General features: G+C 41.7%; 21 protein-coding genes and 1 pseudogene. 9 read left to right on the top strand and 13 right to left on the bottom strand.

The features are described 5' to 3' along the window. Positions 1-158: 158 nt before the first annotated feature. The 4 genes from H6G75_RS30650 to H6G75_RS30635 form a co-directional block, all read right to left on the bottom strand. Positions 159-563 (bottom strand): hypothetical protein, encoded by a 405-nt coding sequence (locus H6G75_RS30650; RefSeq protein WP_242051706.1) that lies wholly within the window; start codon positions 561-563, stop codon positions 159-161. Between the two features lie 245 nt (positions 564-808). Beyond that, positions 809-2089: an acetyltransferase gene (locus H6G75_RS30645; protein WP_190983660.1), complete on the bottom strand. Its 1281-nt coding sequence runs from the start codon at positions 2087-2089 to the stop codon at positions 809-811. Positions 2090-2252: 163 nt separating this feature from the next. Continuing rightward, on the bottom strand, positions 2253-2480 hold the full coding sequence (locus H6G75_RS30640; RefSeq protein WP_190983659.1) for a hypothetical protein: 228 nt from the start codon (positions 2478-2480) through the stop codon (positions 2253-2255). 331 nt (positions 2481-2811) lie between these two features. Continuing rightward, positions 2812-3747: a 1-acyl-sn-glycerol-3-phosphate acyltransferase gene (locus H6G75_RS30635; protein WP_190983658.1), complete on the bottom strand. Its 936-nt coding sequence runs from the start codon at positions 3745-3747 to the stop codon at positions 2812-2814. Positions 3748-3851: 104 nt separating this feature from the next. Here H6G75_RS30635 and H6G75_RS30630 point away from each other — a divergent pair, with 104 nt between their 5' ends. Beyond that, on the top strand, positions 3852-6221 hold the full coding sequence (locus H6G75_RS30630; protein WP_190983657.1) for an ankyrin repeat domain-containing protein: 2370 nt from the start codon (positions 3852-3854) through the stop codon (positions 6219-6221). Between the two features lie 169 nt (positions 6222-6390). Here H6G75_RS30630 and H6G75_RS30625 read toward each other — a convergent pair whose 3' ends face one another. The 3 genes from H6G75_RS30625 to H6G75_RS30615 all read right to left on the bottom strand — a co-directional run bounded on the left by H6G75_RS30625 (position 6391) and on the right by H6G75_RS30615 (position 9074). Continuing rightward, positions 6391-7029 carry a Uma2 family endonuclease gene (locus H6G75_RS30625; protein ID WP_190983656.1) on the bottom strand — a complete coding sequence of 213 codons (639 nt, stop codon included), beginning with the start codon at positions 7027-7029 and terminating at the stop codon, positions 6391-6393. Positions 7030-7094: 65 nt separating this feature from the next. Further along, on the bottom strand, positions 7095-8222 hold the full coding sequence (locus tag H6G75_RS30620) for an AAA family ATPase (RefSeq protein WP_190983655.1): 1128 nt from the start codon (positions 8220-8222) through the stop codon (positions 7095-7097). Positions 8223-8288: 66 nt separating this feature from the next. Then, on the bottom strand, positions 8289-9074 hold the full coding sequence (locus H6G75_RS30615; protein WP_190983654.1) for an RNA ligase family protein: 786 nt from the start codon (positions 9072-9074) through the stop codon (positions 8289-8291). Positions 9075-9912: 838 nt separating this feature from the next. Between H6G75_RS30615 and H6G75_RS30610 the strand changes: the two genes are divergently transcribed. Beyond that, positions 9913-12891 (top strand): COR domain-containing protein, encoded by a 2979-nt coding sequence (locus H6G75_RS30610; RefSeq protein WP_190983653.1) that lies wholly within the window; start codon positions 9913-9915, stop codon positions 12889-12891. Positions 12892-12946: 55 nt separating this feature from the next. Here the strand turns inward: H6G75_RS30610 and H6G75_RS30605 are convergent, their stop codons facing one another. Next, positions 12947-13207, bottom strand: a complete 261-nt coding sequence (locus H6G75_RS30605) for a DUF4926 domain-containing protein (RefSeq protein WP_190983652.1) — start codon at positions 13205-13207, stop codon at positions 12947-12949. After that, complete coding sequence (locus H6G75_RS30600) at positions 13200-13538, bottom strand: DUF6883 domain-containing protein (protein ID WP_190983651.1); 339 nt, start codon at positions 13536-13538, stop codon at positions 13200-13202. Before H6G75_RS30600 ends, H6G75_RS30605 begins: the two co-directional genes overlap by 8 nt. Before the next feature lie 119 nt (positions 13539-13657). Here H6G75_RS30600 and H6G75_RS30595 point away from each other — a divergent pair, with 119 nt between their 5' ends. The 4 genes from H6G75_RS30595 to H6G75_RS30580 all read left to right on the top strand — a co-directional run bounded on the left by H6G75_RS30595 (position 13658) and on the right by H6G75_RS30580 (position 16583). After that, positions 13658-14380 (top strand): pyridoxine 5'-phosphate synthase, encoded by a 723-nt coding sequence (locus H6G75_RS30595; protein ID WP_190690908.1) that lies wholly within the window; start codon positions 13658-13660, stop codon positions 14378-14380. Between the two features lie 181 nt (positions 14381-14561). Further along, positions 14562-15281 (top strand): SnoaL-like polyketide cyclase, encoded by a 720-nt coding sequence (locus tag H6G75_RS30590; RefSeq protein ID WP_190983650.1) that lies wholly within the window; start codon positions 14562-14564, stop codon positions 15279-15281. Positions 15282-15343: 62 nt separating this feature from the next. Then, entirely contained in the window at positions 15344-15673 is a 330-nt protein-coding gene (locus H6G75_RS30585) for an MgPME-cyclase complex family protein (protein WP_190983649.1), read from the top strand. Between the two features lie 256 nt (positions 15674-15929). Continuing rightward, positions 15930-16583, top strand: coding sequence for a hypothetical protein (locus H6G75_RS30580; protein WP_190983648.1), 654 nt, complete (start codon positions 15930-15932; stop codon positions 16581-16583). A 93-nt stretch (positions 16584-16676) separates the two neighbouring features. On the opposite strand, the gene H6G75_RS30575 is transcribed toward H6G75_RS30580, so the two are convergent. From H6G75_RS30575 to folD, 3 genes are all read right to left on the bottom strand, one after another. Further along, positions 16677-17132 carry a divergent PAP2 family protein gene (locus H6G75_RS30575; protein ID WP_190983647.1) on the bottom strand — a complete coding sequence of 152 codons (456 nt, stop codon included), beginning with the start codon at positions 17130-17132 and terminating at the stop codon, positions 16677-16679. Between the two features lie 249 nt (positions 17133-17381). Beyond that, the gene (crtE, locus tag H6G75_RS30570) at positions 17382-18311 is read right to left on the bottom strand and encodes a geranylgeranyl diphosphate synthase CrtE (protein ID WP_190983646.1); all 930 of its coding nucleotides are present in this window, start codon (positions 18309-18311) and stop codon (positions 17382-17384) included. Positions 18312-18439: 128 nt separating this feature from the next. Further along, positions 18440-19315: a bifunctional methylenetetrahydrofolate dehydrogenase/methenyltetrahydrofolate cyclohydrolase FolD gene (gene folD / locus H6G75_RS30565; RefSeq protein ID WP_190983645.1), complete on the bottom strand. Its 876-nt coding sequence runs from the start codon at positions 19313-19315 to the stop codon at positions 18440-18442. Positions 19316-19675: 360 nt separating this feature from the next. On the opposite strand from folD, the gene H6G75_RS30560 reads away from it, so the two are divergent. The 3 genes from H6G75_RS30560 to H6G75_RS30550 all read left to right on the top strand — a co-directional run bounded on the left by H6G75_RS30560 (position 19676) and on the right by H6G75_RS30550 (position 21843). Continuing rightward, entirely contained in the window at positions 19676-20056 is a 381-nt protein-coding gene (locus H6G75_RS30560) for a hypothetical protein (RefSeq protein ID WP_190983644.1), read from the top strand. Between the two features lie 17 nt (positions 20057-20073). Beyond that, complete coding sequence (locus tag H6G75_RS30555) at positions 20074-20514, top strand: NUDIX hydrolase (protein ID WP_190983643.1); 441 nt, start codon at positions 20074-20076, stop codon at positions 20512-20514. A gap of 213 nt (positions 20515-20727) precedes the next feature. After that, positions 20728-21843: an AI-2E family transporter gene (locus H6G75_RS30550; protein WP_190983642.1), complete on the top strand. Its 1116-nt coding sequence runs from the start codon at positions 20728-20730 to the stop codon at positions 21841-21843. A gap of 381 nt (positions 21844-22224) precedes the next feature. On the opposite strand, the pseudogene H6G75_RS30545 reads toward H6G75_RS30550, so the two are convergent. Then, positions 22225-22327: pseudogene (locus H6G75_RS30545) on the bottom strand (IS5/IS1182 family transposase); the annotation flags it as partial.

Here is a 22327-nt window from a genome sequence, read left to right as displayed (position 1 = left end):
TCTATAAATTCTTGTAGTTCTATGATCGCGGCTTGTAGATGCTGACTTATCATTGTTCGCTGTTAGACAGATATCTTTCTCCGTATTATCTCGCAGTTTTTTTCAGAAATCAAATATGATTCCTATATAACCTTTGTGCATAAGTCTTGCCAATAATCTCAAGGAGTTATGCTGATTTGAATCCCATTCGATTTAGTGGCTGTAGTTGCACCGACTGACATAACTGGAGACCATTCGCTAACGCGGTTTTGAGCTAAGACGGCTCGGACTCGATAACCAAGCTGAATTTTGTGCATTAATAAGATTAGTTCACGGTTGAGTAATCCTTGTGATTTTTGGTTTTCGTTAGATGCAGCTTGAATACGAAAACAGCGATCGCTTTGACGTTGCAATTTTGGCGATTTGCCTTCTACAAGCACTTTTTGTAGTTCATATTCCTTCGCTTCGGGATAAGCTTCCCAGCACATTTGCCAGTAAGTTGACCAGCGAATTAAATCTTCTGGTAATTCCTCAACTTCATCCGACAATGTAGAAACAAGTCCGGTAACAGGAGGTTGCACCACTTGAGGCTGATTGGAGGATATGTCCGTTTGTGCAGCTATGGATGAACTGTCATCAAAACTTAGTATCAGTCCAAATATCAAAGTGAGCAGCAAAACCAATCGTAGGCATTTTAATTGCACTAGCGACAATATTTTCCGATTCATAATTATGTAACAGTTCTTCGCTTACACCAAATGGGAATAGGTTTAATTATTTCAAAGACTTAAAACTAACTGAAGTTAAGTAGTTTCAATCCAAAATTGGTTTACCATTCCACAGATGAAATCAAACTGCCATTGTCGGCATAAATCACCCTAGAACTGATGTAGGTTCTCGAAGGGACTGTAGAATTGAAGACTGCGCTTCTTTGACCTACAGCTGATTTACTACCAATAACTGAACGGAATATCACGGAGTTTGGCCCTAGTCCAACAGAATCACCTATGCTGGTTTCTGGGCCATTAGCAACACCATTAACAACTTGTCGGCCACCATGAACTAAAGCACGAGGCCCATAACCAATTCCATTCCCAAGAGTCAAGCTAGTGCTTTCTAGAGCATGAAAGACAACATCGTTTGCCATCCCAGCAATTTGGCCAACATTGAAAGGTTCACCTTCATCCGCACGCAGGGAAATTCTATTAGCTAGTTTGTTGTTGAGAGTAACTAAAGAATCTTGCAGAACAATATTGCCGATGATGCGGTTACGGAAGTTAGGATCGCGAGTTGAACTACCGCCTATTTGTGGTAAACCACCAGAATTAAAAAAGGTGGTAGGAGCGTAATTTATTCCTGTTACGTTTGTTAAATCGGCTCTAGCTAAGTCGGTGTAACCTTCAGCAAATGCTTCATTGACTTCAATAATACCTTCCATCAATGCAACGTCTGCTTGTGTCAAGTTTGCTACTTTCCCTAAAGCACCGCTAGTTGCTTGTAGGTTAGTGGTGACGTTTTTACCAGGTAAGACAACTTTACCCGCAGGTAAGGTTACACCAGGGCCAACCCGCGCTAGAAAGTTAACTACCGTATTTCTTTCTACTGTTGCACCGTCAATTTCACAGTTAAAAGCAAGAAATGTCTCTGGAACAGTGTTGCTGAACTGCGTATTGCTCACTGGGTCAGTAAAAGGCCCGGTTGAGCCTTGAGTACCAATTTTGGCTGCACCTTTGATAGTAGCCATGTGGGCCATAATGACTCGTGGCCCTATCTCTACTCCTGTTCCTGAAGCTGTAATAATCACTTGGTCTTGAACGTTGGAATCTGCTGCAATACTAATAGGTGCATTAGTAGCGTCTAACTTAGCAAATGGGGCAATATAAACTTTTTCGCCCAAAGTAATATTTGTGGGATTGGTGATAGTTGCAGTTGGGTCAATAAAACTAGCTAAGTCTGAAGTTGCTGTACTAGGACATACAGGTAGGTTAGCCAGCGTTGGGTTACACACTCCTCCAGTCGCAAATGCGGGTTGTATACATATCTGTGTATTGATGACAAACGCCAGGGTAATTGCAACTAGGGCGCTAAAAATTGCGCGAGGTTTGAACATACAAAGAAAACTCCTCACGGTATTTGGTATATTTGGGTATAAGATAATTGGCGTTAACAAATCAGAGATAATTTAGGCGATCGCAACTACAACTATGAGCAAAAAATCTATTTGCGAAATTCCTTAATTAAACTCTTTCTCTCTTTGGATAGAAGACAAAAAATTAACCGCCCCAAAAGCCTGCCAAGTTGAAAAATATTTGCAGAATTAATGATAGTAAGGGACTCAAAATCGGCACTGTAATGATTGTTGTTGCCCCAGCAACAGCATCATTGTATACCGTCTGCCAAGCTTCCGACCCGCTAGTAGATTGTCCATAGACTTTTGTACTAACGGCTAAAGTTAAGCTAAGGGCAGCTAAACCCACTAATATTGTGCGACGTTTAAACATTATTTTTTGATACCTAATAGTTCGCCACGTTTGTTTGGCAAGGTAAACCGAAAAGTTATAGTAAAGGCTGAAACTTTTCGGTTTACCTCACCTAATAACCGCCATATTTAAGTTAATGAAGTACTATTCGCTACAAGCGGCTGTTAACATCTAATTGTATTATTATTTGCTGTTTTATACTAGAGGTTTTTCTATTGTTAAAAATTATGTGGTAGATAAAAACTTTAGTAAACTTACAATTTTTTTAACAAAAACTATCTACATTAAGGAGGATGTTTCTTGGTTTTTGATTGCAACTATCAACCTTTAAAAGCTATAAAAGCTAGTGTTTTCACCACAATATATGATTGAGAAAGTGACGCAGAATTTTTATTCCTTTTGGTTCTTGATAATTCGGTGGCAGTAGAGATACTATCTTCTGTTGCAAAATTTCCAAAGCAGTTTCCACTTCCTGGCGAGAGGTTTTCGTATGAGGAGGAAAATGTAACGGTTCACCAAAGCGAATAGTTAACTGTTTGCGAAGATATAAGTCATGAGTGCCAATTAATGCCACAGGAACTATTGGGACACCAGCGCGTAAAGCGTATATCACCGTTCCTCGCTTCAAGGGAAGATGCAATTTACCCTCAATGTTTCCCAGTCTTCCTTCAGGGAACAAAATCATACCGTCTCCGTGGGCTAAAATTCCCAGTACAATGCGGTCTATTTGGCGTAAAGTCTGTATATCGCCGCCAGTAGGCACATTTTGTGCAATGGCGGTGGCGAGTTCGGCTAAATCTGGTCTTCCCGCTTTGGCTGCTTCTATGACAGCCACTTCTTCTTTCCACAACCGCGCTAAAGGAATAACACCGCCAGCAAAATTCAAAATTAAGCGTTTCCAACACTTGTTATAAAGGGTGCGAGCATCACCCAAAATATAGTAATAAGGCTGGCTGGGGAGTTCTGCCAATAATAACAAGGGGTCGATGTGGTGGAGATGGTTAGCTGCGAGAATGGCTGGTGTCTGCGGTAAGTTTTCGATGTTTTCTACCCGGACGCGGAATAAAGTATGAATGAGCGATCGCACAACAAACCTGCGTACACTACCATTAATTTGATGTTCTGTCTGTCCTTGGTTAATGGCTTCCAGGCGATTTAGTGCCTGTTCGATTGTATAACGCACCGCGCGATCGCTTGCTGCTGCTACTCCTTCTTTTACCCGCTTAATACTAGCAGCATCTAAAGATGGCGAACTATCTTGTTGATGGTTGGCGGAATTGTTAATCACACCCTCGTTGAGTTCATGTACTCATCATAGATAAATATTGGGCATTACTGAACCAGGATGGGAAAAATGACTGGAGAGGCTGAGAATATGTAGGGATAAAATTTATGGATGAACAGCTAATTAGTGCTATTGAATCGCGGGATATTGAAGGTGTCAAAGCACTATTGACAGCAGGTGCAAATCCAAACGCTAAAAAAGGTGATGAAATTGCTTATGAACTGGCACGCTACGGCCCTAATGAAATTAAATGTGCATTAATTGAAGCTGGTGCTGATCACCCATCCCTGAGACATTCACTGGTTTGGGGAGTGATGACAAACCGAATCGAGACTGTGAAAGTTTTGCTTGATAAAGGCGCAGATATCAACGTAGCAACATACTCTGGTAGCCCGTTAGAAGAAGCCGCCAGAATTGGCAATAGTGAAATAGTTGACCTGTTACTTGATGCGGGTGCTGATGTGGATAATGGCACGATGAGTTCAACGCCGTTACTCAAAGCTATTGAACATGGTAACTTTGATATTGCCCTAAAACTACTAACAGCAGGTGCTAACCCCACTCAAACACCGAAATTTGGCGGTGTACCACCAATTGCGATCGCCGCAGCCCAAGGTTCAGCAGAAGTAATTAAAGCATTAATAGCGGCTGGGGCGGATGTCAATACTTTAGTCAGCCGCATTACCATCAATCGCCGAACCATTCAAAAACAAGCTGGTTCAGCATTACAAGCCGCATTTACTAGCCTAGAAACTCTGGGGAAAACTTTAGAAACACTCGACACAGACAATTCACCACCCTTGGCGGAAGTTGAGGAAACCATTGATATTGCTACAAAGCGGGCGAAGTTGGCAACCTCTAACATGAGTGAACCAGAAAATGCTGTTGATACTTTCCCGGCAATTCTCGCCGCACGTTGCGGTCATGGAGAAGCATTAGCAGTTTTGTTAGAGGCAGGTGCTGACCCCTACAGTAAAGATGGTGAAGGGCTATCAGCCTATGAATGGGCAGTGCAGAACGAACATTCACAGGTTTTAGAAGTTCTGCGTCGCTTTGGAGTGGATGCACCAAGAGTCAGCCCCGACGAAAATTTACTCAAAGCTGCGGAACAAGGCGATGTTAATGCTGTACGTCATTGGTTGGCGCAAGGTGCTAATATCAATGCCCGTGACCAACGCAGGAAAACAAAGTACCGCACGCCGTTAATGTTAGCAGCATCTAATGGACATTTAGATGTTGTCAACTTGCTGCTTGAGCAAAATGCTGATATTAACGTTACTGATATTGTTGATGCTAACCAAGGCAAATTTCCTAGCATTATCTCAGACAATTATGAATCGTTAATGGCAATGGGATTCTTTTTAGGGCTAACTCCTTTGATGTTAGCTGCCATGAAAGGTTATACCAACATTGTGCAGGTGTTAATAGTAAACCAAGCTAATCTGACAACAAGAGATTGTTTTTCTAAAGATGCGTTATGTCTGGCTTGTGTTCAAGGAAATCTAGAGATTGTACAGATTTTAATGCAGGCAGGTGTCAATATTAATCAGCAAGATTCTGAAGGCGATACACCACTTTTAATGGCATTAAGAAATGCCCATACAGAACTAGCAAAATTTTTAATTAATTCCGGTGCAGATGTCAAAACTAAAAATCATCAAGATGTAACTCCTTTATTAGAAGCTGTACAAAAGCAACAGCATTTTGAGCTAGTGCAGATGTTAATAGAAAGAGGCGCGGATTTCAATGCTGTTTCTCAAGATGGGGACACAGCAATGACATTAGCAGACTTATTTGACAATCACCAAGTTATAGAACTACTGGTTCAGTATGGTGTCGAAAAACGACGATGGGATGAAGAAGATGAAGGAGATGAAGATGGCAACAGCGATGATAAACTCTGGGGCGAAGAACTACCACGTCCAGATTTTTCTCAAGCTGCCCAGAACCCAGATTATCAAAAAGCAGTAGCCGAGTTAGGAGAAATTTGTGGTAGTAAACCAGTACCTATGTATGATGACATTCCTGGTTGGTTTCAAGTTCATGTCAATAGTAAACGCCGCAGTGAAATCCAAACCGAAGACTTACAACGGCAGTTTTTACAGCGAGGTTGCTTTGTTTATCAACCAGACAATTACTTTGATGCCGAAGGGCCAAAACAACTGTGTATTTTGCCAACTACCAATAAATATGATGCAATTGCCTTACATCAAACAAATGGTTGTAATTATGGAGTCGGCCCTGGTTATGTAGTGGAATGGCTGCAAGAATTGGAAGCTACACAGCCTTTTATCTTAACTTTAATTGCTCACGATACATTAGACGGTCGCTTTCTTACGCCCATTCAAGATCCAGAAAAATTGGCGGCAAGTATGTATGAATTTTGTCCCGATATTATAGACCAGGGTTATCAATCGATGCAAAAATTAGTTGAGAGTCTTCGCTCTGGCGATCGTCTCTATTTTTGGTGGGATTAAGTTTTAAAAATAAGCTTCTCCTTTTATTTGTTAGAAAAGGGAGAAGTTATTTAAACTATACAATTTACAGTGTGTGCTTCGGTAATCTCTGGTATGATATTTTTTCTATAGCGATCGCCTTTATTAAACCAGCCTAAAATTATTATTACATTTGCCTGGATTATCTGTTTTACAAATTATCTTCAATCCACTTTCTAAAATTACGCATAGCTTGACTTCTACCAATCGTCAAACACTGCTGAACATACTCATTAACTAATTCAATAATCGGTATATTAGGAAAATTAGGGCTAGATTGAGATTGAATATATTTACCATCTTGGAGTACAAAAATCTCTAAACCTTGGTTGGTATATCGCCAAAGTTCAGGAACTCCTAGAATTTCATAGTTATTAAATCGAGTCCGGGATGTGATATCAACTTCAATTGCTAAATCTGGTGGTGGGTCTATATTTAAATCAATTCTATTTTTACCAATCACAGTAGCATGATTTTGAATATAAAAAGATGTATCTGGTTCTACTGCTTGCCGCATTCGCTCATTTTTCAGCGTTGTAGAACCAAATGGTTCAAAATCAATCTGGAGTTTGTCTAGTAAATTTCTCACTAACTCTCCAAAAATTTCTTTATCTTTTTCATGCTCAGGTAGAGGAACCATAATTTCTAACCAACCATCACTATAAGATATCCGCGCGGCACGTTTATCTCCCATTTCTTCTAAAATATTTTCTAACTGCTGCCAACTAATATCTTTCAGCAACATTTGGTGTCCCGGCTTGACGATAATCTGTTGCAGTTTTAAAAGCATATCGCCTCTGACTTGGGTTTAGTTTTTATTATAAGGAATGAGAGTGCGATCGCACTCCCACGTTTTCACCGCACTAGCCAATCTACTGTGTGTGCTTCGGTAATATCTGGAACTTCTAGACGCTGCTTTAATTTATGCAGCACCTTTTCGGGAAGTCTAGCAGAGCGATCGCAATTCCTCCGCAATAATTCATCCCAAGGTGCTTCTAAATAAACAATACGAATGTTTGCTTGATAACTAGTAAATAAGCGAGTTAACATCCCTCGCAATTGCCGACTAATATTAGTTGCATTCCACACAAAACATTGACCATCGCGCATATATTCTTTGGCTATGGTTTTGGCTGCATTTATTACTACACCTTGGTCGTCTTCTGGGCTGATATTCATTTGCTTTCGCAGTGCGTCTAACGAAATTACCCGCCAGCCAGGTAGATTTTCCTTTATCCAAGTATCTTTCCCTGCACCCGGTAAACCCGACATCATCACTACCCCAAAGCGTGTATCATCAAAGGCTGCATAGTCTGGGTTGCCATTTTCTTTTTGAAAATACACAAACCGACTATGCGCTGAGGGAAATGTACGTGGTTGGTCAAAACATTGGTTTTCTTGGCAAAACTCGCGGAAAAAATCAATTCGTTCTAATAATTGTGTTTGGTCATTGCAGTAACGTCCGCGCACATCTGCTTCGGCGAGTAAACCCAGCATATCGCAACGAATGATTTGACTGGTTTTAATTACCGCCCGTTCCGGGTTGGGTTTATCCCAAAACCACAGGGGTAAACTGCCATATTTCACCAAAGCTACAACTGTTTCCCGTTCTGCAAATGGTACATTTAAATCCCAGAGAATTTCCTGTGCCATTTTCGCCCCTTGCAGGACGTGACCTTTAGAAGAAACTGCGCCATCTACTTCTATTTGAGTGGCGGCGGGTTTGGCGACATCATGTAATAAAGCTGCGGCGAATAACACAGAACGTTCTTTAGGTGGTAATGTTCGCCATTGGGGTAAAGCTACTAATGCCTCACATACAAGTTTTGTATGAATGAGAACATTCCCCTCAGCATGATAACGTGGGTCTTGGGGACAATCAGCAAGCGATCGCAACCAATCAAATTTTGCTTCTAGCACTTGCCAGTTAATTGTCCAGTCATTTTCATGAGGACAATAAGCAAAAGTCCAATCTTGAATCATAATTAAATACCTGTAAAAATTAGTAGGCTTCAGATCCCCAACTTCTTTAATAAGTCGGGGATCTTGTTAGCTAAACAAATCTGCACTAGGACACAGTTGATTTGGGATTATTGGGCGGTTTAGCCAATGTCCATCGGACTGCTGAATGGTGGTTAAAAAGCTGGAACGCACATATTTATAACGGGCTGTCACCGTTGCTTGTGGCTCGACTTTAATGTATAGACCTTCCATCAAAGCACTTTGGTCAGTTTGTTTGAGGGAACGTTCTACATCTAAGCCTTGTTCTATGCAAATTTGTTGGAAACGCTGCAAATGTGCGGGGGTTTGGTAATGGGATTTTCCCAGCAGTGCGATTAGTTGTTGATAAGATTTCAGTTCGCCAGCAAACAACACAGGTACAGAAACCAATGGTAAATCTGCAAGTAACTGCTGGCGGTTCTTGGTGCTGAGAAAAACTTGCTGTTCTAAATCCAGCACATCGTATTCTAGGAAGTAATGGGGTAAAGCATCATAAAAGACTGTGTGCTTGGCATACAGCCATTCACCAAACAAAATGAACCGACTCCCTAAAACTTGCCAAAATGCGGTGGCGTGAGTATGCGCCCATTGTTTAAATAAGTTAAAGTGCTTTTCTCTCGCACCACCTGTTAAATAATGTCCACGGCTTTGCAATTTGAGTTGTCCGTCGGAAGTAAAGCTAATAGCGGCGTTTGCACCATCGACTTTTTCTTCTACAACTACATACTGATTTTTAATTGCGCTAAAGGGAACGCTGTTTAAATCTTCATCCCCAGGCTGCAACCGCGAACCCTCGATGTGATGGGTACGTGGATATTTATAAATTTGTTCCATGACTTTTTACCTTGGTGACTGCAATCAAATAACTGCGTGGCGAACATTCAACGAATCAACAGAGGATTTTTGCATTCGCCAGTGAAATGAATTTGATTGAGACTGAAGGACTACATAAGCCGTTACCGTAGTTTTCCAAGGAATGTATTTTAATAATTACATACTTCACAAGCAGCCGCAGCGTTTTCGGAAATAGAGCGATCGCTTGACGAATTTTTTGGTAACTTGAAGCTGATGAAGGTGTAGATAGAGTGCGATCGTATTTAAGAGAATAATAGTCTAAATAATGTTGGGTTCCGTTCCTCTACCCAAGCTACACCTAACTTTACTGGTGAATGAGTCTTTGATATTCGTGAACGAGTGTTTAATACTCGCAGGCGAGTCTTTGATATTCATGAATGAGTGTTTAATAGTCGCGGACGAGTCTTTGATATTCGTGAATAAGCAAAAGCAAGCCTCAAAATTTATTCCGAATCTCATAGCGCAAATCCTCTGGGTAAGACTCAACGAGAAATTGATTCCAGTCCACTTGAGTGGACTTTCTCTATTAGCCTGGAACTTTAGTTCTAGGCGGGAGATGTTTCAACATGGAAATTTTCGACTTGTGTGTACTAAGTTATAGCAATCGTATTTGATTGGTGAAAATCTAGAGGCTCAGATCCCCGACTTCTTGAAGAAGTCGGGGATCTTTTGGTTCACGAATGATTGAGGACTGCTATAACAAGGCTGCGAGCCTGATTAAAAACTACGAATTAAGGATTAATATACACAGGCTTATAAGTGAACTTGCAGTAAACTATTCTGGTAAATATCGCTACAGAGTTGGTGAGGTTTGCAGGTGACAAACGAAGAACTGTTGCAAATTATTGAACAAGCTGCGAAGGAAAAGGTAACAAAGCTAAACCTCTCTGATAAGCAACTCAGCAGCCTGCCACCAGAAATCAGCCAACTCGCCCACTTGACAGAGCTATCCCTCTCTAACAATCAACTCAGCAGCCTGCCACCAGAAATCAGCCAAATCGCTCACTTGAGAGAGTTATACCTTGATAACAATCACCTGAGTAGCCTGCCACCAGAAATCAGCCAACTCTCCAACTTGACAACGCTATTCCTCATTAACAATCACCTGAGTAGCCTGCCACCAGAAATCAGCCAACTCTCCAACTTGACAACGCTATTTCTCAGTAACAATCAACTGGGAAGCCTGCCACCAGAAATCAGCCAACTCTCCAACTTGACAATGCTATCCCTCAGTAATAATCAACTGGGGAGCCTACCACCAGAAATCGGCCAACTCTCCAACTTGACAACGCTATTTCTCAATAACAATCAACTGGGAAGCCTGCCACCAGAAATCAGCCAACTTTCCAACTTAAGGCGGGTATATTTTCATGAAAACCGACTCAGTACTCTACCACCAGAGATCGGCCAACTCTCAAACTTGACACGACTATACCTTGATCACAATCAACTGAGTAGCCTGCCACCAGAAATCGGCCAACTCGCCAACTTGACAACGCTATACCTCGATCACAATCAACTCAGAAGCCTACCGCCAGAAATTTGTCAACTCTCCAACTTAATATTGTTATATGTCTATAACAACCCCTTAACCTCGCCACCACCGGAAATTATCGAGCAAGGAACCCAGGCAATTTTGACTTATCTGCAAGAAAAGTTAGAAGATAGTCAACGTCAGTGGGTTTCTAAACTGCTAGTAGTCGGTGAAGGGGGTGTAGGTAAAACATCCTTATTAAGAGCATTACGCGGTGAAGCATTCGACACCCAAGAATCAACCACCCACGGCATTGAAATCAAATCCCTCGCCATAACCCACCCTGCAAAACCAGATGTCACCATGCAGCTAAACACCTGGGACTTTGGCGGACAGGAAATATATCACGCCACTCATCAATTCTTCCTCACCAATCGTTCCCTGTTCTTACTCGCCTGGAATGCGCGACTCGGATTTGAGCAAGGTAAACTCTACTATTGGCTAGATACCATCAAAGCCTTAGCACCGGAATCACCCATTTTAATTGTCGCCACCCACATCGACGAACGCGACGCTGACCTTCCCCTCAAAGAGTTACGCGACAAGTACCCCCAAATTGCCGAACACTGCAAAATTAGTTCTAAAATCAGCCTCGGCATTGAAGAACTCCGCCAAACAATTGCTGATACTGCTGCTAAACTGCCCTTAATGGGTGAACTCTGGCCTACCACTTGGTTAAATGCTGCTAACGCTATTCGTTCCCAGCCAGAAAAATACATCACGCCGCAGCAGTTGGGGAAAATCATGGCTGAGTCTGGAGTTGCGGACATTAGTCAAGAAGTGCTGGCGCGATGGCTGCATGAATTAGGCGAAATACTCTATTTCCAAGATAATGAAGAACTCAATGATACAGTCATCCTCAAACCGCAGTGGGTGACTGAATACATCAGCAAAGTTCTCGAAAGCGAAGAAGTAATTAATAAGTTTGGCATTTTCACCCGCCAGGAAATGGATAAACTCTGGCAAGATTTAGCCCCATCAATGCGTGACCATTTTCTCCGCTTGATGGAACGTTTTGACCTTTCCTACCGTACTTTAGAAAACCGAGATATCAGCTTAATTGTTGAACGTTTACCCCTCGACCCGCCAAATTATGAACAGCAATGGCAGCAAATCAAAGCTAAAGCCAATTGCCATGAAATCTCGATGAAATTCAAACTCAATACCATTCCGGCGGGGATTCCGACTTGGTTTATTGCGCGTCAACACCGCTTTACAACTAACACCCATTGGCGAAACGGGGCAATGTTGGCTTATGAGCAAGAACATTTAGCTTTGGTGGAAGCGGTGAAGGGCGATCGCTATATTAAACTAACAGTACGCGGTGCTAACCCGTTAAATTTCTTTGTCCTATTGCGAGATGGCATTGAAGTAACTCTCTCCAGGTTTCCCGGCTTAGATATTCAACGTACTATCCCCTGTCTTGGTCATGATGGCGAACCCTGCACCCACGAATTTGACTATCACCAATTATCCAAACGTTGGGAAAAAAAGAAAGCAACAATTGAATGTCCCGAAGCAATAGAAGATGTCTCAGTTGCCGAACTTTTATATGGTTTAAACTTCCATACACAAAATGCAGTATTAGAACGCATTGATGAATTAGAAACAAAGGTTGTTGATAAACAAGCAATCATTCTCGATGAAATCAAAAACCTGCGCGAACTTTCTCAAAGAGAATTTACTAATGTCTTCCGCCGCGAACAAGCAAAAATCGATTCGCATTGTCCCAATATTTTTGTTTTGCGTCCCCGTGGTGGTAAATCTTGGCAAAAAGCCCTAGCTGGACAAAAAATAGATTTACAACTTTATTGCCAAGCCCCAGGCTGTTGGCATCCCACCCAAGCAGGCGGTTTATATGAAATAGATGAACCTGCCAAATGGCTCAGAGCAACTGCACCTTATATTGGTAAATTATTCAAAGTTTTGAGATTTGCCGCACCCATAATTGGCCCTTGGCTGGGTGTGGTAGACCCTAAAGAATACGAAGCAATTTATAAGAATGATTTGGAATTATTTAAAGAACTAGCCGAGAAATTACCAGAAATTCAAGATGCCGCAGATTTAGAATTAGCAGATAAAATTGCCAGAGGTGAAGACTTAGATCCCGAACGCGCCGACGGTGCAGCCTTGCGTGCCTTGCGCCAACTTTTAGAAGAAAAAGACACCCAACAACATTGGGGCGGACTCAAAAAAGTATTAACACCAGAAGGACATTACCTTTGGCTGTGCGAACACCATGCAGCCGAATATAAACGGTAATAAGTAATTTTATTGGATTTATAAAGGTTATGGGATTTACTGTAAGCTATTTACTTTAAACAGTAGCCAAATCGTAATGCAAAACTAAAATTTCATTTATTTTTAAAATAGCCATTGCATACTCACAACCTTGAGTATCAGCAAATTCAACTAAATATTTAGTATCTTCTCCTTCTTCATACACTTCTACGATTGTTCCCACTTGTCCATTTGGTAAACTTTCGATAGAAATCATATCTGGTTCCACTAGACTTAATCGCTCAATTGGAATTGAGTTAAGAGTAGCAATAGTATCTAAAAGTTTAGGCTTAGTCATTTAGTTTAAGAAATGCTGTAATTAAACGTGGATATGGATTTTTAGCAGTAATTTCCCAGATTGTCCGCAGTTTGATTCTGTCCGTATCTGGTACTATCCAATCTACCTTAAACTGTTGACCAAATTCTGTATTGTTTTGCTGAATAACATCACCTGCAATTGCTGCTGTTTTTATCAGTTCATATAAAATTTCAGCATTTTCAACTGTGATCCCTAAAACCGACGTAAAAACTCTGGCTTTATGTTTTCCACTAGGATGTTCTGGGTTGAGACAGTACCTGATTAACTTTTCCATCGGTATCTCTGCTTGATCACCGTTGGGTAATTTCATAGCTTGTCCATAATATTGAATACAATACAGAGATTTTAGGCGATCGCGCCTGCCTCACTTTACAACTCCGATTTCCGGTAAAATCAAGTTCGGAGGACTGTGAATTCAGGAGACTAGGGTTGCCTACACTCGGAGTTAACATTGACCATATCGCTACCATCCGACAAGCGCGGCGGACGGTGGAACCTGACCCTGTGGCGGCGGCTGTGCTGGCAGAATTGGGGGGTGCAGATGGAATTACGGTACATTTGCGGGAAGACAGGCGGCATATCCAAGACCGAGATGTGCGTTTACTGAGGCAGACAGTGAGAACACATCTTAATCTAGAGATGGCTGCTACAGAAGAAATGCTAGCGATCGCGCTTGACATTAAACCAGATTATGTCACTCTAGTGCCAGAAAAGCGCGAAGAAGTCACCACAGAAGGCGGCCTCGATATCGTTGGGCAAATTGCTAGAATAGGAGAGATTGTCGATAAATTGCAGAGTGCTGGCATTCCTGTCAGTTTGTTTATCGATGCTGAACCTGCACAAATCGAAGCATCTGTCAAGGTGCAGGCAAAATTTATTGAACTGCACACTGGCCAGTATGCTGAAGCCCATGATGAAACCAGCCGACACAAAGAACTAGCGATTTTGGCTACAGGGTGCGAACAAGCAATTAAAGCTGGACTGCGGGTCAATGCCGGTCATGGACTCACGTACTGGAACGTTCATCCAGTCGCCGCCCTACCCGGTATGGAAGAACTCAACATCGGTCATACTATCATCAGTCGGGCAGCCCTAGTCGGGATAGAAAGAGCAGTCCGGGAGATGAAACAAGCCATACAAGGAAATCAGTGAATAGTTATCAGTTATCAGTTTGTTATTGATAATTGGTCACTGACAACTGATAACTGATACTAGAGGGGTTGTAACTGCGAAATCCAGAAAAAAGTATGAAGTGTGAAGTGTGAAATAAGTATTTTCAGCCTTTATCCTTCAACCTTCAGCTTTGTTGGTTAAATTTTCAATTTAGACTTTTATGACCTCAACACAATCTCAAGACTTGCCGCTTTGGGTACAGGATAGGGATAAAGTTATCGCCGCCAGCACTGATGCGGAGTGGCGTTATCAAACACCTCCTGATTATTCTCGTTCAAAAGAAAATCTTGCCAAAGAAAGTGTATGTAATCATGTTGAAGGATCGTTAGAAGCGATCGTGCAGAACTTGGTAAGAACCTTCGAGATGGAGGTATCATTCAAATCTAACCCGCAGCAGTGGTTATCGGTTGTGAGTGACAAGTTTCGCGTTAGTACCAACGGGGGGCCGGAATATACCGCCGCAGAATTAGGCAACCAAGGTACTTACAATTTATTCATGGCTGATTCTGAACATTACAAAGCTTCCGAAGAAAGCTTTGAATCATCAGCTAAAATCTTCCACACAACATTTCCCCAAGGTTTCCCTTGGGAAGTGCTGGAAGTGTACTCAGGGCCACCAAACGTAACATTTAAGTGGCGACACTGGGGACATTTTAGAGGCGCATACAAAGGCTATGCACCCACTGGAGAGACAGTTGAAATTGTTGGTCTGAGCGTAGCTCGTGTCACCGATGATTTAAAAATTATTTCCGTAGAACACTATTTTGACAACACCCTGTTTTTAGAAAAACTTACAGCTGGTGGTCAACAAACAAATAGTGAAACTAAAGGAAGTAGTTGTCCCTTCAGTTCTTGGTTCCGAAGATTCCGTAAGAGTTAGTTAAATAGGGTACAGAATTAATGCTGTACCCTATTTAACCCGTTAGTAACCCAAGGATGAAAATGCAAACATATTATTACGTTTTAGCCAGCCAACGCTTTCTAGTCCAAGAAGAACCTTTAGAAGAAGTGCTGAAAGAACGCACTCGCCATTATCACGAAAATGAAAAGCAAATTGATTTTTGGTTAGTACAACAACCAGCCTTTTTAGAAGCGCCAGAAATGGCAGCAGTTAAAGCTAAGTGTCCTAAACCCGCAGCTGCAATTATTTCGACAAACCCCCAGTTTATCACTTGGCTGAAACTGCGCTTAGAGTATGTAGTTACTGGTAGTTTTGATGCACCATCTGTAACAATTCCCGATCCTTTGGCTTCTCTTGCGAGTGTTTCTTAAGCAAGAGTCAATAGTCATTGGTCATTAGTCATTAGTTTTGATATGGCAGTAGCCACGTTGCTTAGGAAATCAGTAAATATCAAAGACAGTAAAAAACTTTTAACACTGTAACCTGTAACCTGTAACCTGTCTCTTGCTATACAGTATGTTAGATTGTCTGACTGTAAGACAACATTAATTTACAAATGACCAAGGACAAATGACCATTGACTATTGACAAACTACTAAAATAGAATTTTTTAAAAAAATCCAGCTTATGCGTCCCAACTTTGTGCAGAGAGTTCAGGTTATATCTGGTGGATTGGTAATTGCGATCGCAGGTTTAATCAATACTACAATTTCTGTCAACGCTCAACAAAAACTTCCTGTCTGCCAACCGCCAAATCCTGGGGAGTATTTGTTACTAGTTATTACCCCTACAGCCGAATATCAAAAGCAATTGCGGAATGCTTTACCAAATGAAATTGCCACTACAAACTGTCAATACCTCACCGATACAGTAACGCGAATTGGTGGTTTTAACAAAATTGATGATGCAAATCGTTGGGCAAGATACATCAATAATATTGTTGGTTTGTCTGCCATCATTACGACAAAACCTGCCGAAGTTGCTCAACAAGCAGCAACAGTACCAACAGTTAGCTATAATCCCCAACCATTAGGACAAGGCTACGCTGTACTGGTAGATTACTATAACCGTCCAGAAATAGCGAACAGCGTACAGCAAGTTGTTGGCAGTAACGTTGGTTTTGCCTCCTATGGACAACGTCCGTACTTGTTAGCAACTCATACAACAAACCAACAACAGGCATACAATACACTACAAAAACTCAACGAGCGTGGCTTTTTTGCCATCCTCGTTGATAGTCGCAAAGTCGTGTTACTACGTTCAGCCGTCAAAGTACAGTAGTCAGTTCAAGAAGTTTGAAGTGTTAAAGACTCAAGCAATTTCATACTTCACACTACCCTCCGGGAAGCCTACCTAAAAGGTGTCTACACACTTCTAATAAGCCGCCCTTGCTAACCAGTAAATAGTAATTCCCAAAGCTGACCCAGCGATGACTTGCACTGGTGTGTGTCCCAGTAATTCTTTGAGGCGGTCTTGGCTAAACTCGTGCTTTTCATCAAATAATTCCGCAATCATTTGATTCAGAATTCGCGCTTGTTTACCCGCAGCTTGGCGGACTCCAGCCGCATCGTACATTACGATAATGGCAAACACTGTAGCTAAGGCAAACTCCGGCGATGCCCAACCAACAGTTTGCCCTATGCCAGCAGCTAAGGCTGTCACTAGAGCCGAATGGGCGCTGGGCATACCGCCAGTTGTGACTAAAACACGCACATTCAGTTTTTGATTTTTGACGACCTCGATAACAAGCTTCAATGCTTGAGCAATGAAACAGGCTACCAGGGCTACCAGCAGCACCCGGTTGTTTAAAATATCGGCTATGTCCTGCATGGTGTTTTAGTTCAGTTAGTTAAAATTAGCAGTAATTATTTTGTAAGTAAAAATTTTAGACGCAACCCAAAATTCTAAATCTCAAAAGGAACTAATTCCAAATATTGTTTGAGGTTTTTGGAGTAGCCTATTAGTTAAGACTATGAATCTAACTTTTGCAAAATAGTCACTGAAAAGTGGCTTAACTTCAAGTAATGCTGATTCACCACAAGGTAGTGGCTCCAAAATTTAAAATCCAATTGGTTTGTCCTAGTTATTGCGATTCACAATAAAGTGGGCTATGGCTTTTAGTGGTTGTGCCAGACTACCATAAGGTTCTAATTCTGCACAAGCTGATTCAACTAGCTGTTGAGCTTTAGCGCGTGATTCCTCAATTCCCCACAGGCTAGGATAGGTAACTTTTTTGGCTACGAGGTCTTTACCCGCAGTTTTGCCCAATTGTTCTTGAGTGGCTGTAACATCCAAAATATCATCAATAATTTGGAATGCCAGACCGATGTTTTGTGAGTAGCGAGTTAATCTTTGTATGTCGTCTGCTGCGGCTCCAGCTAAGATACCACCACAAACAACGCAAGCTTCCAAAAGGGCAGCAGTTTTATGGTTGTGAATAAAGTTGAGGGTTTCGAGGGAAATATCAGATTTACCTTCTGATTCCAAATCTACCACTTGCCCACCAACTAAGCCTGCTGCGCCCAAGGCTCTGCCTAAGCGAGCAATTACCTGCAAAACTTTATCTCTAGGAACATTCTCTGGTGTTTTAGTGGCAACTAGTTCAAAAGCAAAGGCGAGTAAACCATCACCTGCCAAAATTGCAATATCTTCGCCATAGACTTTGTGATTGGTCAACATTCCACGACGATAATCATCATTATCCATTGCTGGCAGGTCATCGTGAATTAATGACATTGTGTGAATCATTTCGACGGCACAAGCTGTAGGCATAGCCATTTCGATAGTACCGCCCATCATTTCACAGGTAGCAAGACAGAGAATGGGACGTACCCGCTTACCTCCAGCTAGGAGAGAGTAGCGCATTGATTCATAAATTGTTTCTGGATATATGACGGGCATACATTTATCCAGAGCAGTATCACAAAGCTTTTGGCGCTCTTTGAGATAGGCGACAAGGTTAAAGGTTGCTGTTTCTGGCATCTTCTGAAGGTTATCAGCTGCTACCATTCTTATAATTCCTTCAATTTTTGGCTTTTGGCTGTTTGTCTTATACGTCACAATTTTACGGGGCTTTGGTGCTGAAAAGTTATGCAGGATGAATCGGGAGTTAAAAATTCATAACTGATATCTTTTGACTAGCTTGTAGCCCGCAAATAGCTGGTAAATGTATTTTGCAATAATATGGCAACGGTCATAGGGCCGACACCGCCAGGAACTGGGGTGAAATATTCTGCCACACCTGCAATTGATTCCAAATCGACATCGCCGACTAAGCGACTATTGCCATTGGCATCAGTGACGCGGTTCATCCCCACATCTACCACGATCGCACCCTGTTTTACCATGTCGGCGGTAATGAGTCCTGGACGACCAACGGCGGCGATGATAATATCGGCATTCTTGGTGATGCTGGCAAGATTTTGCGATCGCGAATGGGCAATGGTAACAGTAGCATCCGCTTCTAGTAGCATCAAAGCCATTGGCTTACCTACTAAAATACTGCGCCCTATCACCACTGCATTTTTTCCCCGCAGAGGAATATTATATTCTGCCAACAAGTGCATGACTCCCGCAGGAGTGCAACTACGTAAACCACTTTCACCGCGTACCAGTCGCCCTAAATTAACTGGGTGCAGTCCATCCGCATCTTTATCGGGATGTATTTGATGTAACAAAGAGACTGCATCCAAATGTTCAGGTAAGGGGAGTTGCACCAAAATTCCATCAACTCGATTATCTTCGTTGAGTTCGGCAATAACCGCCTCTAATTCTGTTTGGCTAGTTTCTTGAGGAAAATGCTTACCAAAAGAAGCAATACCCACCTTAGCGCAGGCTTTTTCTTTATTGCGGACATAAGCTGCTGATGCGGGGTTATCGCCAACCATCAACACGGCTAAACCAGGAGGACGGCCTACTTTGGCTTGTAATTGGTGAATTTGGGTTTTAAGTTGCTGGTGAATTTTTGCTGCTAAGGCTTTACCATCAAGAAGTTTGGCAGTTGTTGTTTCCATGAGAATCCTCAGAAGATTCGCCTCTAAAATCCAAAATGTAAATTGTCTGTAGCGAAGTCAACGGTTTGAAAGGTTTTTGGCTGTTAATTGTTGTTGCGCCTCTCCTACCACAAGACCATACTTGTTCATCTTCTCAGATCCCTTGTCGAATCTGACGGATAAAACTATGAAATTAGGTGACAGGTTAGAGGTTACAGGTGACAGGTTAGAGGTTACAGGGTGGAGGATAAATTACAATCATTTCTCCCTTGTCGCCCTTGTCTCCCTCACCAAACTCATCAACCGGGGAACAGAGAACGGCTAAAACTCAACAGGTAATAGTAAAACAGAAGGAACCACTACCCATTCCCTATGAGACTGATGCACAAATCGCCAAATTATTACCGTATACTTTGCTATTTTGTCCTAGTGGCGGGACTTTCTGGTTGTGCGGCTTGGAGACTTCCAGAAATCAAAGGTAGTAATTTCATCTTTGGTAGCAATGTGACTCAAATTGCCGAAATTCAAGCCAAACCCAACAAACAGGCGACTGTGTATATCCAAGGTAAGGTAGAAAAGCAAGTACCACTGATGAAGCAGTGGGCATACCAAATTGATGATTCTACTGGGAAAATTTGGGTAATTACTAATCAAAGCAATTTGCAAACAGGCACTCAAGTAGTATTAAAAGGTAAAGTTAGCTACAAAAGTATTCCCATCGCTGGGCAAGATTTTGGCGAAGTATATATAACAGAAGAGTAATTTTAAGTGTAAATTTTATGACTAATCAATTACCAGAAGTAGCGATCGCTATTCTTTACCAAGACAATAAGTATCTCATGCAACTGCGCGACAACATCCCCAATATTCCGGCTGCTGGTTGCTGGGCTTTTTTTGGCGGACATATCGAACCAGGTGAAACACCAGCCGTCGCCGTCCAACGGGAAATTCTGGAGGAAATCGGTTATCATCTGCCAACATTCGCTGAATTTGGCTGTTACCAAGATGAACAAGTCATTCGCCATGTTTTTCAAGCACCCTTATTGGTAGACATCAATCAACTAGTACTCAATGAAGGCTGGGATATGGGACTGTTAACAGCCGAAGACATCCGCCGTGGTAATTGTTACTCAGCCGTAGCTGGCGAAGTCCGTCCTTTGGGGACAATGCACCAAAAAATTATGCTGGATTTTATTAGTACGCGGGGGAGTGGGGAATAGGGAAGGTAGACAAGGGAGACAAGGGGGACATGGTAGACATGGGAGACATGGGGGAAATGGTTATAATGTCTCCTCTTCACCCTACACCCTTGTACCCTGCACCCTTACACCCTGTCACCCGTCACCTGTAATCTGTAACCTAAACCCCCAACCCCTTCACACACATCCATCTGATGCCAGAATAAACTAAAGAATTGTGGTGAAGTCACTCTCATGCAATCAGCAAACAAACTACCACGATGGTTAAGTTATGGCTTGGCGTTTCCGCTAGTCATTCTCAACGGTTGGTTATTAATCCAGGTTGTCAAGTATTTTCAACCCTTGGTGAGTGTAGTTGCGATCGCTATTTTGTTAGCATTTGTCTTAAACTACCCCATCCAGTTCTTTCAAAAACGCGGTGTACCCCGTTACTTGGCAATTGTCGGAGTTTTGCTGTCAGCCGTGGTGATTCTGGGAGGTGTTGGTATCACCTTAGTGCCAGTAATTCTGCAACAGCTTAACGAACTAGCGAATATTCTGCCCTCATGGATAGATTCTAGTTTAGAACAATTAGACGCTTTTCAAAGTTGGGCAGCTACCCAACAAATTCCCATTAATTTGCGGGGTTTAGCCTTACAACTTTTAGAAAGATTATCCAATCAATTTCAATCATTCACTGGGAGAATTTTGGGTTTTGCCTTTGATACTATTGGGGTTGTACTTAATATCTTAATTGCCGCAGTTCTGACTATTTATTTAATCTTAAATGGTCAAAAACTCTGGGATGGCATTTATCAATGGTTCCCTGACAATATTGGCACAAAAGTTAGACAATTACTCCGAGAAGATTTTCAAAACTATTTTATCGGTCAGGCAACATTAGGGGCTGTATTAGCTGTATTAGTGACATTGGCATTTGTCCTCCTCAGAATACCCTTGGCTTTGTTGTTTGGTATTGCTATCGGCTTTTTCTCATTATTTCCTTTTGGTACAGGTATAGGAATTGGCATAGTTAGTTTATTAGTTGCTTTAGAAAACTTTTGGTTAGGTGTGGAAGTTTTAGGTGTCACCGTTGCCCTTGACCAAATTAATTCTAATATTGTCGCCCCAAGAATTTTAGGAAATTTAACCGGCTTAAATCCTGTGTGGGTAGTTATTTCCTTACTTATAGGTGCAAAATTAGGCGGTGTTTTAGGTTTGTTAATTGCGATTCCTATCGCCAGTTTTATTAAAGATATTGCAGATAGTTGGCGAGCCGGAGAGTTGAGTCAGCAAATTGTTACTAATGAAGATGGTGTCAAAACTTCATCAATAGAATTAAATCAAGAAAATTACATCAGCAAAAGTTAATCAGTAACCATCAAGATATTTTCTATCCCTGATTTCTGCCAGAAGTCGGGGATTTTTGAATTGATATCATAATAGTTCCTTAACTTCTGGATAACTAAAAATTTACTTATAACATTCAATGACTATGCTAGATACCTAGTACAAAAAGGCTGAAGTATGAAATGCAGAAACTTTATATATAGTGAGTTTTTCAGCAATTTATTAAGGTTGCTTCTGCTCACAGCATTTTAATTAGGATAAACCACAACTAAAAGCGATCGCCCTAAACCCCCTACACTCTCATACCCCTAAATACCTACTTATACAAAAACAAGCGTTACAAAAAATGTAACAGCAACAGCAATACCTAAGCAAATTAGAGACCATTTATAAAGTAAATCTTTAGACGGCTAGACGACGTAACATAATACGAGTCATAACGGCATATATAGCAGCTTCACTCATTTCAGGAAGACGTTCGTAATCCTTACTCAAACGATGGTAC

Origin of the sequence: Nostoc sp. FACHB-280 (genome assembly GCF_014697615.1) — a bacterium.
In the GTDB taxonomy this organism is placed as follows: Bacteria; Cyanobacteriota; Cyanobacteriia; order Cyanobacteriales; family Nostocaceae; genus Nostoc_B.
This window is presented reverse-complemented; position numbering and strand designations above follow the sequence as displayed.

Excerpts from the sequence above, each read along its gene's own strand:
- H6G75_RS30645 (WP_190983660.1), bottom strand. The coding sequence starts at position 2,089 with ATGTTCAAACCTCGCGCAATTTTTAGCGCCCTAGTTGCAATTACCCTG.
- H6G75_RS30640 (WP_190983659.1), bottom strand. The coding sequence starts at position 2,480 with ATGTTTAAACGTCGCACAATATTAGTGGGTTTAGCTGCCCTTAGCTTA.
- H6G75_RS30630 (WP_190983657.1), top strand. The coding sequence starts at position 3,852 with ATGGATGAACAGCTAATTAGTGCTATTGAATCGCGGGATATTGAAGGT.
- H6G75_RS30625 (WP_190983656.1), bottom strand. The coding sequence starts at position 7,029 with ATGCTTTTAAAACTGCAACAGATTATCGTCAAGCCGGGACACCAAATG.
- H6G75_RS30620 (WP_190983655.1), bottom strand. The coding sequence starts at position 8,222 with ATGATTCAAGATTGGACTTTTGCTTATTGTCCTCATGAAAATGACTGG.
- H6G75_RS30615 (WP_190983654.1), bottom strand. The coding sequence starts at position 9,074 with ATGGAACAAATTTATAAATATCCACGTACCCATCACATCGAGGGTTCG.
- H6G75_RS30605 (WP_190983652.1), bottom strand. The coding sequence starts at position 13,207 with ATGACTAAGCCTAAACTTTTAGATACTATTGCTACTCTTAACTCAATT.
- H6G75_RS30600 (WP_190983651.1), bottom strand. The coding sequence starts at position 13,538 with ATGAAATTACCCAACGGTGATCAAGCAGAGATACCGATGGAAAAGTTA.
- H6G75_RS30590 (WP_190983650.1), top strand. The coding sequence starts at position 14,562 with ATGACCTCAACACAATCTCAAGACTTGCCGCTTTGGGTACAGGATAGG.
- H6G75_RS30585 (WP_190983649.1), top strand. The coding sequence starts at position 15,344 with ATGCAAACATATTATTACGTTTTAGCCAGCCAACGCTTTCTAGTCCAA.
- H6G75_RS30580 (WP_190983648.1), top strand. The coding sequence starts at position 15,930 with ATGCGTCCCAACTTTGTGCAGAGAGTTCAGGTTATATCTGGTGGATTG.
- H6G75_RS30575 (WP_190983647.1), bottom strand. The coding sequence starts at position 17,132 with ATGCAGGACATAGCCGATATTTTAAACAACCGGGTGCTGCTGGTAGCC.
- crtE (WP_190983646.1), bottom strand. The coding sequence starts at position 18,311 with ATGGTAGCAGCTGATAACCTTCAGAAGATGCCAGAAACAGCAACCTTT.
- folD (WP_190983645.1), bottom strand. The coding sequence starts at position 19,315 with ATGGAAACAACAACTGCCAAACTTCTTGATGGTAAAGCCTTAGCAGCA.
- H6G75_RS30560 (WP_190983644.1), top strand. The coding sequence starts at position 19,676 with ATGCACAAATCGCCAAATTATTACCGTATACTTTGCTATTTTGTCCTA.
- H6G75_RS30555 (WP_190983643.1), top strand. The coding sequence starts at position 20,074 with ATGACTAATCAATTACCAGAAGTAGCGATCGCTATTCTTTACCAAGAC.
- H6G75_RS30550 (WP_190983642.1), top strand. The coding sequence starts at position 20,728 with ATGCAATCAGCAAACAAACTACCACGATGGTTAAGTTATGGCTTGGCG.